11 protein-coding genes and 1 pseudogene are annotated in these 12851 nt (G+C 40.6%); 3 read left to right on the top strand and 9 right to left on the bottom strand.

Annotation, left to right across the window (positions count from 1 at the left end):
- Positions 1-21 precede the first annotated feature (21 nt).
- Both MHB64_RS30990 and MHB64_RS30995 read right to left on the bottom strand, forming a co-directional pair.
- Positions 22-660: a CadD family cadmium resistance transporter gene (locus MHB64_RS30990; protein ID WP_341136185.1), complete on the bottom strand. Its 639-nt coding sequence runs from the start codon at positions 658-660 to the stop codon at positions 22-24.
- 143 nt (positions 661-803) lie between these two features.
- Positions 804-1460: a class I SAM-dependent methyltransferase gene (locus MHB64_RS30995; RefSeq protein WP_341136186.1), complete on the bottom strand. Its 657-nt coding sequence runs from the start codon at positions 1458-1460 to the stop codon at positions 804-806.
- 406 nt (positions 1461-1866) lie between these two features.
- Between MHB64_RS30995 and MHB64_RS31000 the strand changes: the two genes are divergently transcribed.
- Together MHB64_RS31000 and MHB64_RS31005 are read left to right on the top strand one after the other, a co-directional pair.
- Positions 1867-4836, top strand: a complete 2970-nt coding sequence (locus MHB64_RS31000; RefSeq protein ID WP_341136187.1) for a Tn3 family transposase — start codon at positions 1867-1869, stop codon at positions 4834-4836.
- Positions 4833-5540: a tyrosine-type recombinase/integrase gene (locus MHB64_RS31005; protein ID WP_341136188.1), complete on the top strand. Its 708-nt coding sequence runs from the start codon at positions 4833-4835 to the stop codon at positions 5538-5540. Before MHB64_RS31000 ends, MHB64_RS31005 begins: the two co-directional genes overlap by 4 nt.
- A 36-nt stretch (positions 5541-5576) precedes the next feature.
- Here MHB64_RS31005 and MHB64_RS31010 read toward each other — a convergent pair whose 3' ends face one another.
- The 6 genes from MHB64_RS31010 to MHB64_RS31035 form a co-directional block, all read right to left on the bottom strand.
- Positions 5577-5783, bottom strand: a complete 207-nt coding sequence (locus tag MHB64_RS31010; RefSeq protein WP_341136189.1) for a hypothetical protein — start codon at positions 5781-5783, stop codon at positions 5577-5579.
- Between the two features lie 369 nt (positions 5784-6152).
- Positions 6153-6578: a hypothetical protein gene (locus MHB64_RS31015; RefSeq protein WP_341136368.1), complete on the bottom strand. Its 426-nt coding sequence runs from the start codon at positions 6576-6578 to the stop codon at positions 6153-6155.
- Complete coding sequence (locus MHB64_RS31020; RefSeq protein ID WP_341136190.1) at positions 6578-7558, bottom strand: MFS transporter; 981 nt, start codon at positions 7556-7558, stop codon at positions 6578-6580. The genes MHB64_RS31015 and MHB64_RS31020 overlap by 1 nt, the downstream gene beginning before the upstream one ends.
- 36 nt (positions 7559-7594) lie before the next feature.
- Positions 7595-8539, bottom strand: a complete 945-nt coding sequence (locus MHB64_RS31025; RefSeq protein WP_341136191.1) for a nucleoside hydrolase — start codon at positions 8537-8539, stop codon at positions 7595-7597.
- A gap of 19 nt (positions 8540-8558) precedes the next feature.
- Positions 8559-9464, bottom strand: a complete 906-nt coding sequence (locus MHB64_RS31030; protein ID WP_341136192.1) for a ribokinase — start codon at positions 9462-9464, stop codon at positions 8559-8561.
- A gap of 180 nt (positions 9465-9644) precedes the next feature.
- Complete coding sequence (locus MHB64_RS31035) at positions 9645-10376, bottom strand: winged helix-turn-helix domain-containing protein (RefSeq protein ID WP_341136193.1); 732 nt, start codon at positions 10374-10376, stop codon at positions 9645-9647.
- A 183-nt stretch (positions 10377-10559) separates the two neighbouring features.
- Here MHB64_RS31035 and MHB64_RS33975 point away from each other — a divergent pair.
- A pseudogene (locus MHB64_RS33975) lies at positions 10560-10658 on the top strand (IS30 family transposase); the annotation flags it as partial.
- Positions 10659-10755: 97 nt separating this feature from the next.
- Here MHB64_RS33975 and MHB64_RS31040 read toward each other — a convergent pair.
- A complete protein-coding gene (locus MHB64_RS31040; protein ID WP_341136194.1) occupies positions 10756-12006 on the bottom strand; it encodes a replication initiation protein in 1251 nt (416 codons plus the stop codon).
- Positions 12007-12851: the final 845 nt, after the last annotated feature.

Consider the following 12851-nt stretch of genomic DNA (forward strand, 5'->3'; position numbering starts at 1 on the left):
TCATTTCGATTTTCGTGAACGTTATCCAAACAGCCTTATGAGATATGCAAATGAATCACCATGCAGCATGATCGAAATACCTAATGCGATAAACACCAGTGGAACAATGACATTTCCGTACTTTTCCAGAATCTTTAGAATGGCCGGGAAGCTTGCCAGCCGATACGCCAGGAAACACCATACCGCGACCATCAAAAGGAACACAATCGCGATGGATAAAAGTGACGCATTCCCCTGGGTCGTAAAATACGGGATGTATATACCCAGGTTATCCCCACCGTTGGCAAAGGTAATCGCAGCGACCTTACCAGTTAGTGGTCCAAACAAACGGTTGTTTGAAGGTTGTGACTTTAGATCGCCCAATTTCTCAAGCGCTTCCTCTGACTCATCTTCTTCCTCCTTTTTGAGAAACATTCGGATACCGAGATAAATCGGTATCAGCCCGAGAAAACCAGCCCATTCGGGTGGCAAAAATGTAAAACCGAAAGCCCCTAATAGGCTCAATACAACGAGCAACCCGAATCCAAGATATTGTCCTAGAACAACTTGTGTGTGCCGCGCTTTCTCAATCTGTGCGAAAAAGATCATCAGCACAAAAATGTCGTCAACGTTTGTCACGATGAACGTGCCAATAGCAGAAAGAATTAATGTGAGTGACATTGTGATTTGCTCCATCCAATTATAGATTTACATGTTCTTATATCCAAATAATTATTTGATTAAACATTACAATTTAACAAAGGTTTACTCCGGCCAGCTATTTGGGGCAGTAGCAGCGAAGCTAACTTCACCGCAATGCTGTTTTATTTCTTCGCTTTGTATAAAGAAAGGGTTCCGTATACTGTCATGAACCTATCCGTCTCTTTAGATTTAGCAAACCCGGCCTTATCGATAATTTGCGGTATCAGGCCATTTACATTATCTGCCGTCGTTTTAAAACCATCGAGGATTTGGATTGAAAGGAACGCAATGCGCATGAGCCGATTTTGCGCCTTTCCCCAATCCGCTATGTGAAGTTCACCTTGTGGTTTAAGTACACGAAAAATTTCTTTTAGTGTTCGGAGTTTATTTTCTAAAGTCAAATGATGAAACATTAGACTTGTGACAACACGATCAAATGAATGATCAGGGTAGGGGAGTTCAAACGACTTTCCTTGATTAAACACGATGTCCATTCCCATATCCACTGCTTTTTTCTCTGCAATTCGGAGAACATTCGGATCAATATTGAGTCCGGTTACTTCTGCTTTCGGGTAAGCTTGTTTTAAAAGAATGGTTAATGTACCGGTCCCGCATCCTAGATCAAGCACTCGCTGCCCCGAATCAACTTGAATTTGTTTAATTAATTTATTCTTGAAGGTAGACTCCCTCATTGTGCAGCGTAATATCGGATCATAAAATGATGTTAACCAGTGAAATCTCAGCGCAGGTATAAAATCTCTATTGTCTTGTTTATGCATCTTTCACCTCAATCCGGCAATCTTGCCAGTAGTTTAAGCACGAATTTTATGAAGGTATGAATTTCCGTTACACATCCAGGAATTAAAGAGATAACCTTAAAAGGGAACCCAGCAACAATAAATCATTTTATTTAAAGAGTTATTCATAGTCGAATATTTGACACCTCCTCGACAATCAAATGATTATTTGAGTATTATAATAAACCAATCCCCTAGAATATTCAAATAGATATTTGATTATTTGCACAACTAGAGAAAAATATTCAAGTTCCGAAAATGTTTTTGGCATCGGAACTTCGACATAATCCACAATATTATTGCCTCATTTTATAAGGAAAGATAGACTAACATTAGGAACATTGTTCCGATACTGACCATTTTAGGAACTTTACCTGGAGGGAATAACATGAAGCGAAATTGGGAACTGGATGAATTAATCGAGCATTTTACGATCCTACCGAACGAGATGAGTTTGATCGAGTACAAGACCGGGGAAACCAAGATTGGATTTGCAGTGCTGCTCAAGTTTTTTCAAAATGAAGCTCGTTTTCCAACCCATAAGTACGAAGTTCCTAAAGCCGTGATCGCGTATATTGCAAAGCAAATCTTCTCTGAGCCGGAATTATATGCTCAATACGATTGGACCGGTCGTTCGATCACGTACCACCGAACGCAGATCCGGGAGTTCTTCGGGTTCCGCGAGGATACGATAGAGGATGCTCAGGAAATGACAGAATGGCTATGCCAACATGTTCTGCATCACGATCATGAATTTGAGCATTTAAAAGAACGCGTTTACCGCCGATTCCATGAATTAAAAATCGTGCCTCCTTCACCGGACCGCATTGAGCGTCTGATCCGTTCAGCCATTCACACCTATGAAGAATCCTTCTTCCAAGCGATATATCAAAAACTGCCTTCCACATCTTTAACTCTGCTAGACTCCCTGATTGATAGCATTTCGTATTTAGAGATTGACGAAGAAGAAGCCGCCAGTGACAGCAGCATCCAAATATCATTTAATGAGCTAAAGGCAGATCCTGGTCGTGCTGGGGTGGATAGCGTGCTGAAGGAAGTTAACAAATTGCGGACAATTCGCAATTTGGAGCTTCCGGATGGTTTATTTCGAGACATTCCCCATAAGGTGTTGAAAAAGTACCGGCAGCGCGTTTCTACTGAAGATCTTCGCGAGCTGCGCCGACATCCCGATCCAATTCGATATACGCTGTTGTCAGCTTTCTTTTGGTTACGCTGCATGGAAATATCGGACAACCTGGTTGATCTGCTTATTCAAATTATTCACCGTATCGGAGTACGCGCCGAACGAAAGATCGAAAAGGAAATTCTGAACGATCTACGACGAGTCAGCAACAAGTACGGCATTTTATTTAATATGGCACAGACGGCCATCGAGCATCCAGAGGGAATCATTAAAGATGTCCTATACCCCGTTGTAAACGAACAAACACTAAAAGATTTGGTCAAAGAATTTAAGCATACTGGACCAGCATACCGCGAAAAAATCCATACGGTCATTCGCGCCTCCTATGGCAGTCATTACCGCCGGATAGTTCCTGAAATTCTTAGCATTCTTGATTTTCGTTCTAATAACGAGGTTCACCGTCCGGTTATCCTCGCGCTCGAACTAATCAAGAAATACACTCAAACGGGAATGCACTATTTTCCATTAAACGACGAAATTCCTATCAATGGGGTGATCCGCAATAACTACAAAGAAATTATCATCGAAAAAGATGAAAAGGGACAAGAACGAGTAAACAGGATCAACTATGAAATCAGCGCCTTACAAATGCTCCGGGATAAGTTACGGTGTAAAGAAATATGGGTATCTGGAGCGAACCGGTATCGAAATCCAGATGAGGACCTGCCGGTAGACTTCGAGGAACGCCGGGAGGAAAACTACAAAGCTTTAAATCAACCGTTGGTTGCAGATTCCTTTATCACTACGCTAAAACAGGAAATGATTCAAGGTCTTGAAAAATTAAACGAGGGAATGCCGAAGAACTCTAAAGTAAGGATTACTGATAAAGGTAAAGGCTGGATCTCGGTTTCTCCGCTGGAACCGCAAGAAGAGCCGGTTAATTTAATCCGGATCAAAGGTGAAATTACGCGCCGCTGGCCAATGACCAGTTTGCTAGATATTCTGAAGGAAACCGATCTACGTATTTCGTTTACAGAAATGTTCAAGACGGTGGCCCATCGAGAGATATTAGACCGGGATACGCTACAAAAGCGATTGATCTTATCTCTTTACGGTTTGGGAACGAATACCGGTTTAAAGCGTGTCAGCGCCGGTGATCATGGTGAAAGCTATAAAGACCTTCTTTACGTCCGGCGTAAATTCATTCACAAGGATAACCTTCGCAACGCGATTTCCGAAGTGGTGAACGCTATCTTTAAAGTACGAATGCAGGAAATATGGGGTGAGGGAACAACTTCTTGCGCCTCCGATTCAAAGAAATTCGGGGCATGGGATCAGAACCTCATGACGGAATGGCATATCCGATACCGCGGCCGCGGTGTTATGATTTATTGGCATGTAGAAAAAAATTCGACTTGCATCTACTCACAGCTTAAATCGTGTTCTTCATCAGAAGTCGCTGCGATGATGGAAGGGTTGCTGCGCCACTGCACCGATATGGATGTGGAGAAGAATTATGTTGATTCACATGGACAAAGTGAGGTAGCATTCGCCTTTTGTTATTTGCTTGGTTACAAACTCATGCCTCGATTAAAAGCTATTCATACACAAAAGTTATACCGACCGGAGCCGGGAATGACTGACGCTTATGCGAATTTGCAGCATGTACTTACGCGCCCGATTAATTGGGAACTGATCCGTCAGCAGTATGATCAAATGATGAAGTATGCAACAGCTTTACGGCTTGGTACGGCTGAAACGGAAGCCATTCTGAAAAGGTTTACCCGGAACAACTTGAAGCATCCAACGTATCAGGCGCTAGGTGAGTTGGGTAAGGCAGTTAAAACTATTTTCCTTTGTGAATATTTGCATTCGGAAGAATTGCGCCGAGAGATTAATGCTGGTTTAAATGTCGTGGAAAATTGGAATTCAGCCAACGGGTTTATCTTCTATGGCAAGGGTGGAGAAATTGCCACCAATCGCATGGAAGATCAAGAGATGGCCGTTTTATCTCTTCATCTGCTTCAAAATTGCTTAGTCTACATTAATACCATCATGTTCCAGAATGTTTTATCGGAGAAGAAGTGGTTTGATCTAATGACTCCGGAAGATTTGCGTGCGGTGACACCCTTAATCTATACACACGTTAATCCATATGGCACATTCCGATTGGACATGAAGGAAAGACTTCCATTAGAAGGTGAACTTGCATGATTGAAAAACGCGTATCCGCAAAAAAGAAAGCCCGGGAACTGGCGAAGTATCTTCGCGCAGAACGACCGGACTATGCTTATCTAAAAAGTTTGTTTCAGTATTTAAGAAGCGAGCTTGAAATTGAGGTTCCAAAATCATCAAAGAAGCTGCCTTACGTGCCGACAGAAGAAGAATTAAAAAAATACTATGAAGTGGTTTGGAAGGCCAAGAATTTTCAGGACATGATGATCGTGAAAACCCTCATGTATACAGGTGTCCGGGTCAGTGAGTTAATCAGCATTAAGCTGGCGGACATCGATTTTCATTACTGTCAGATCAGGATCAACAAAGGAAAGGGCAGCAAAGACCGCATTGTTCCATTTCCTCAGACTTTCAAAGAACTGCTGGCCATGCACGCAGATTCGATGAAAAAGAAGCAAGCTGCCTATTTGTTTGAGTCCTCATGGAAGAAAAAGTACACGGACAGGGGAATCCGCAAGATTTTGGCCAAATATTCAGAGGAGGCCGAGTTATCTCAAAACCTTTCTCCTCATAAACTACGTCACTTTCTATTAACCTGGCTAAAAAAGCAAGGCATCGATGACGCGCTGATTCAACCGTATTCCGGCCATGAAAGTAGAAAGTCGTTAGAAGTTTATTCAAAGCTGGCGATTACCGATGCACAAAATGAATATAACGAGGTCATTAACAAATTCCCATTTTAATCCATTGGTTTGCGGGTGGTGTCAGCTACGCTGGTACTACCCGATGATATATTGTCTGCTGTTTCTGATCTGAGGAGTAACATCACTTATAGCTTTTTCCATAGACAGTGCAGCCGTTTTCCCTACAGCTTTCACCAATGCATCAAGTATTGAGGCCGACTGTGCACCAGGAAGTGGGATGGCTGCTGCTCCGCCTTTGACCACGTAATTATGGGGGTCAATTTTTGCAGCATTAACTACCACTTGTACTTGAGTTTTTTATAAATCTGCAGTAATTCTGTTAATAAGGAGTTTCTAACCAATGTAAACCACATCATTTTCTCGTCGAAATACTGTTGGAGCTTGTACAGCTGCTATTATAATAGCTGAGGAATAAGGGATGTTCTTCTCACGGTGTATATTTTAGAATTGCCTAAAAACCCTTCCATTTTCATTAAAACATAAAAAACCGCAAGAGGGTCACTTTTTTCAAAGTGTCCTTTTTGCGGGTTACGAGTTCAGGTGGCAACTTTGTAGCCCTAATGAAGAACTAAATCAAAAATACCATGCTGTATGTCAATCGACATATTCATAAAACTGCAATGCCTTTACTTTGACATCTTTACATTGACACTAAAGCTTCTGCCCCTGTCTTGGAGCAATGAATAAACTTGCGATGAATGCAAGTACAGCAATACATACAGATACCCACAGAGCGGTGCTGTATCCGCTAATCGTTCCTTGAGCAACATAGGGTGCTATGATCCCTATTCCGAGACTAGCACCAATACCGAATGCGGAACCGTTGAGTCCTGGCAACGCTGCTGGTGCTTCTTCTGGGGAAAGAAGTACGCCTAGCCCGTTGATGGTCGTAAGAATCAGTCCGTTGTAGGTGACGCCTAAGACAGCAATGGAAGTGAACACAACCCATTGGCTTTGCGGAAGTATCGAAATTACAATGAGGACTGCAATGTTGATGATCATGCCTACCCGCTGCAAGAGAATCCAGCCCCATTTACCTGCAAGCCAACCTGACAAGGGCGCAGAGAAGACACCGATTAATGCGGCAGGTGTAAGGAAAAGTAATGCGGATGTAGCGGCGTCGAGTCCGACCCTACATTGTGATCCTGACTAAGCAGAACGATAGTAAAGTTGATAACGGCAAAGGTGCTGGACAAGGTCAGAATGGTAGTAGTAATTACGGGCCACACTTGACGGGAACGTAGATGTTGGACGGATATCATTGGCGTCTTGCTCTTCTTCTCAATGAACCAGAATGCAATGAAACAGACAACAGTTCCGAAAAGGTACATAAGCGTGATGGGTGCTAGCCAACCATTCGCTGGACCATTAGATACAAAGTACGTTATGCAGATCAATCCTATGGAAAGTACCGCAGCACCCCACCAGTCCATCGTTTGGGTTGTTTCAGACCTTCTTTCCTTGGGGACGACGAGCATGACGCATAACAATGCGACGAGACCCAAAAAAAAGACGACGACGAAAATGGATCGGTATCCGAACTGGTTGCTAAGCAGGCCTCCAATATAGCCGTCAATACCTCCAACCCCTCCATTCACTGCCGTGAGGATGCCTAGGACGGTTCCGAAAACCTTTGCGCTGAAGGACTCACTCAAAATCACATAAGCTAGTTGGAACGCTGCACTCGAGGCACCTTGGAGCACTCGACCGATCAATAAAAACGCAAAATTTGAAGCGAAGATACATAAGAGGGTTCCTGCTCCTAGTATGCAAAGAACAATGACAAGGGCGCGACGTCGACCGATAAAATCACTCCATCGGCTCAGTACGACGCCACCTATTGCTCCAGCAAGGAAAAACAAGGATGAAACCTGCGAAACCTGACTAACACTTACATGCATGGCTTTCGCGATATCTGGAAGTGCTGGGGTAAGCATGCTTGCATTCAGTTGATACGACAAGACACATAAAATTAAGGTTACTACCAAAGCTACTGCACGACCTCCGACGTAGGTTACTTGACTTTGCTGCTGAGATTGCTTTGCTACTTGATCCATTAGGTAAGGCTCCCTTCTTTTAGTGTCCGAACCATGTTATGAGTTGTTTTGAAATACAAGCATTAGCGTTTCATTTAAATGTTGAACTAAAGCTTGTGAATCTACCTGAATGCACACCTTTACGTTTGGATTTGCTTCTCTTAATTTCTGTGGGTTTCCAATCGTTCTACCTACTGCCTCTCCTTGTGTAATAACGGTCATGTGCATGGATACCATCGTAAAAAATTCAGGATGTAATGCATTTATAACAGCAGATGGGTCATGAAGATAACAGCCTTGAATTTCATCATGTTGTGAAATGTAATAATCTATCATATCCGCATATGTTTTTCCTGCTAATGTTCCAGTATTCCTCCAGTTTCTAGTATTTTCATTAGTGAGTATAGAGCGTTGCGTTACATCCAAACCAACCATGGTAACGTCTACACCGCTTTCAAATAAGTACTTCGCTGCCTCTGGATCTTGCGAAATATTAGCTTCTGTATATGGACTAACATTACCTGGGATTGTTAATGCTCCTCCCATAATTACTACTCTTCCCATTTTGTCTTTCATTTCTGGAGCTCTTTTGAGTGCCATAGCAAGATTGGTCAAAGGCCCGGTAGCTACAATTACCAATTCATCCCCATATTTTGTTGCGGATTCAACTAAAAAATCGACCGCATTTTTCTTTTCTTTTTGTTGTGGCGATTGTTCCATATGAATTTGTCCTACCCCATTAGCTCCATGAATACGTGCACTAACTTCTAATCGATTAAAGACATCTTTACACATCGCATGGTTTTCCCCAGCAAATACCGGAATTTCTTGTGCATTGCACATATTGAGGATATTCAAAACATTTTGTACCCCTACTTCTGTGTACACATTCCCATAAATGCCAGTTACTCCGATTAACTCGATCTCTGGATTCCCGATTGCGTAGGCTAAAGCCATTCCATCATCTATTCCTGTGTCTAAATCTAAAATCATCTTAACCATCGTTATAACTCTTCCTCTCTTATAGGTATTTTTTTAATTCTTTTATAGAAGGCATTCCGCTTTGTGCACCAAGTGCCCTTATCGATAAAGATGCACCGATTCCTGCTATCCTAACGGCATCTCGTAATTCCATTTTTTCTGCAATTGCATAAGCAAGTATTCCATTAAAAGTATCGCCCGCTCCTGTGGTATCCACGACATCCACATTTATACATGGAATGGTAGTCACTTGACCATTCTCAACATAGGAGGAACCTTGCGAACTCCTGGTAACAATTAACTTCACACTGTTTTGCTTACTCCATTCCAGCATGTCTGTCTCTAAATCACCCGAAGATCCTAATTCCCCACTCATCATACTTTCAAATTCAGTATCGTTCGGAGTTATATAATCGACATATTCTATCAAACCTATCGGTATTTCTTTGTAAGGAGCGGGATTTAGAATTGTTGTTACACCAAATTCCTTTGCTTTTTGCAATGCATATTCAACAGTCTCTATAGGGATTTCTAACTGTGCTAGCAATACATCTGCTTGTTTAATGATTTCAATGTTTTCTTCCACAATTCGTCGATCACAACAATCATTAGCTCCTGAATTCACAACAATAGCGTTATTGTTTTTGGTTTTAAATACTGTGGCTATTCCTGTTGGGGTATCTTCTATAATGTTCAGTGAGGAGATATCCAATGTTTCTCTTGATAAATGTTTCTGGATTCTTTCACCAAATGCATCATTCCCTACACAACCTAATAAAGATGTCGAAATTCCCATTCGTGATACGGCTACTGCTTGATTTGATCCCTTACCACCGACCATGTAATGAATTTGATCGCTACAAATCGTTTCACCAATCATGGGTAACCGTTCTGTCGTCATGACCATGTCCATATTTAAACTCCCTAGCACAACAATCTTTTTCATTCACTCATCCCTCTCTACCAACACACATATTGAACACATGATGTTCAGTTGTATGTATTGATGTATGTTTTATACAAGTTGATAATAAAACAAGTTGTAAGCGTTGTCAATACGGAACAACAAAAAAACCTTCCTCGTTTGATTTCTCAAAACGTAGAAGGTTATCTGTATATGAACATTTTACTGTTTCCTAAAAACTTTGAAAATGGCGCGTTCGAAGGGAATATAATATTTACTATAGGCTATAATGTTTCCGGTTTTATCACTGATTCGCTCGATAATCATCTGGTAATAACTCGATTCATTCCCTGTGTTCGCTTCTTTAATATATTCTGTTGCAGGGACAAGACGAATTTCAAGAGCAGAGGAAAGTCCGTAATCATAAATTCCATGTTCAAGAAAATCTAAAACTTCATCGTGTTTATTCAGATCGATCGAATTAATATATTCAAAGTCCGTGGCAACATGTGAAAAACACGATCCTTTTATACAATTTTCACTTTTATAATACCTATATATCGCAAGTGCTAGGGGAGTTCTTCTGTTAAATATTCGATCAATATGTTCGCTTGATACTTGAACCTCCATTTCTATATCAACATGGTCAATTGGATCTATGCAACTCATATAAAACGGATTTGACATCCGCTCCATACCTATATTATCAATATTCAACGTTTTACGAACAAAGTTCCCTATTCCTTTTTTAGTTTCTAAAATACCATCTTCCTGCAATAATTTTAATGATTGTCTTAATGTAGACCTACTTATACCAAGTTGCTCTGCTAATATCGGTTCAGTTGGAAACTTACTTCCTTCCGGATACAACCCATCTTTTATCATTTTCAGAATTATATTATAAGCACTAGCATAACGAGTTGATCTCCCATTTGATCGATTATTTTCAATCATATAACCCTCCATTCACTGCCGAAGTTCACAGTATGATTTAATCAAAATTAAACAGCACTATTATTTACATCCATGTGATAGGGATAATTCATATTATCTCATTATCATCTGTTTATATAAAAAAATCCACTCGAGAACCTTTTTTGATTCTTTCTTTATTTAACTCTCCGGGTATAAAAACGCCTTGTTACAGGTGAAGTAAAAGTGCTGAGACATAAAGGTAAACGGCGTAAACCCATGGAGACACGCGGACGCTTTCTCATAGCGAAACCCATTAGCCAGCACCATCCATCTCATTTAACTCAGTCCTCTAGTTTATATTTCTTTAACAATCATATTGATTTCCTTTAAAAAAGACCCTACCACAACGGTAGGGACTCTAAAGTAATATTTGTTCTTCCTTTTCTGATTCTAGATATTTAAATACCTCTTTTGCTTTACCATCTGTGAAGTCTTCGATCTGCAAAGGTCTTTTATTGTTCATGGAGCGCCGATCAGAGGTGGCCACAATGTCTTCCATAATTTTTTGTCTCATGGAAAGCATACCTTCAGCTTTCGTCGTGATTTCCTCTCGAATACACTGCTCATAAAAGAAAATCGATTTGCCGATCCTATCATTTAACCATATCAGTGAAGTGGCTTTATCATCTTCATCTTCCGGATCATACTCACGCTTAGTATCCGCGTAGTTATCTTCAATTGCTCTTATTATGTAGCCGGCTAAATTACTTACATCCATATTACGTTTTTTATCATATACATACTGTACATTCTCACGTATAAGTACTTCACCATACTTATGGATCAGCTCTTTAGCTGTCTTTTTATTAATTTCAAAACGAGCTAACAAAGCGATGAGATCTTCCTGCGCGATATATTCCGCATCATTTAATCCTTCACGTCCTCCACGAGGGTTCGGGAAGATATGAAACACGATACCAACCACTTTAGCACCTTTTTTGATCTCTTCGAACGTAAATTTTATATCCGTCTTAGCTTCTAGTTCCATTTGAGAAGATAGTAAAATACGATTTTTCAAATGACTGTATTTCACATACTTACCTTCTTCTAGCTCAAGCATATCCCGTAGCTGTTCCAGTGTAAATCTTCTCTTTTGGAGCGGGAGATACTGTTTAAGTAGCTTGTACAACTTGGAAGAATAAAAGCTTTTCAAATAAAGCACATTCCACATTTTAAACTTCGTAAAGTTTTGCTGGAGCTGTAGTAAATAAGGGCGAAGCATTGAAGAAAACTCAAGCTCTATCGTACCCTTACCATGATAGTACCTTGCTGCAGCCAACCAATGTGCTGACAGTGTGGACTGCATGCTCTTTTCTTCGATAATCACCTTTTTATCCTGTAAACCCTCTACTATATCACGAACGCGTTTATAGAAATTCTTTTCGGTAAGGTCCAGCTTTTCAGCAATATCCTTAACCTTGAAAAAATGAGTCTTAAATTGTGTATCATCAGGGTGAATCCTAGATGCTAGTATGTATATTAGTCTCTCTTCGTATAGTGTGAGATTAGTCCTGGCCTCAATTAATGCATTAGATTCCGAAACGATGTAATGATCCGAGATGGCATCATGTTCGAATTCGAACTCTAACTGCTGCTCTTTCTCTATCATGCGTTACCCTCACTAAACTTTATTTAATATATAGATTGTATTGTACCTTAAAAGTAATATCTACTCCCTTCGATGTGGCATTTTTTTCAGAATCTTACCCACTATCAGAGTTGTAACTCTAATAAATGCCACATCATAAGGAGTCTGAGTACTCAAAATAGCTAATTTGATGGTGTTTCTATTAAAGTGCCACAAAAAAAGGAGTCCATTGACGTTAAAAGTGGCATATAATCGATTGTTCACTCCCGTAAGTGTGGCATTTTAACTAAAGTGCCACATGAAAAGGAGTCCATTGACGTTAAAAGTGGCATACAGTCGATTGTTCACTCCCGTAAGTGTGGCATTTTAACTAAAGTGCCACATGAAAAGGAGTTCATTAACGTTAAAAGTGGCATATAATCGATTGTCACTCCCGTAAGTGTGGCATTTTAACTAAAGGCCACATGAAAAGGAGTCCAATGACGTTAAAAGTGTCATATAATCGATTGTTACTCCCGTAAGTGTGGCATTCTAACTAAAAGCCTCACTTATGGGAGTACTATAGTAACTTCTTTATTGCTATCTCAACAAACACTCCTTTTTATGTGGCACTTAGGCTAACATGCTCTAAAACAGACTTATTTCGGATGTAAATCAGAGGTGATTTCACTCAAATCCATGAGATCACCTCTGATTTTTAGTACAGCCACAGTGCTAAATGCCACACAAAAGGGATTAACTAAACTATATACAACCGATCTTGTAATGACTCCCTTGTAAGTGGCACCTATACTCCCTTTAATGTGGCATTAGACTCCCTTCTATGTGGTACCTAGTACTCCTTTTTTTGTGGTCATAGACTCCCT

This window comes from Paenibacillus sp. FSL K6-2859 (assembly GCF_038008265.1).
Lineage (GTDB): Bacteria > Bacillota > Bacilli > Paenibacillales > Paenibacillaceae > Paenibacillus_AQ > Paenibacillus_AQ nitricinens.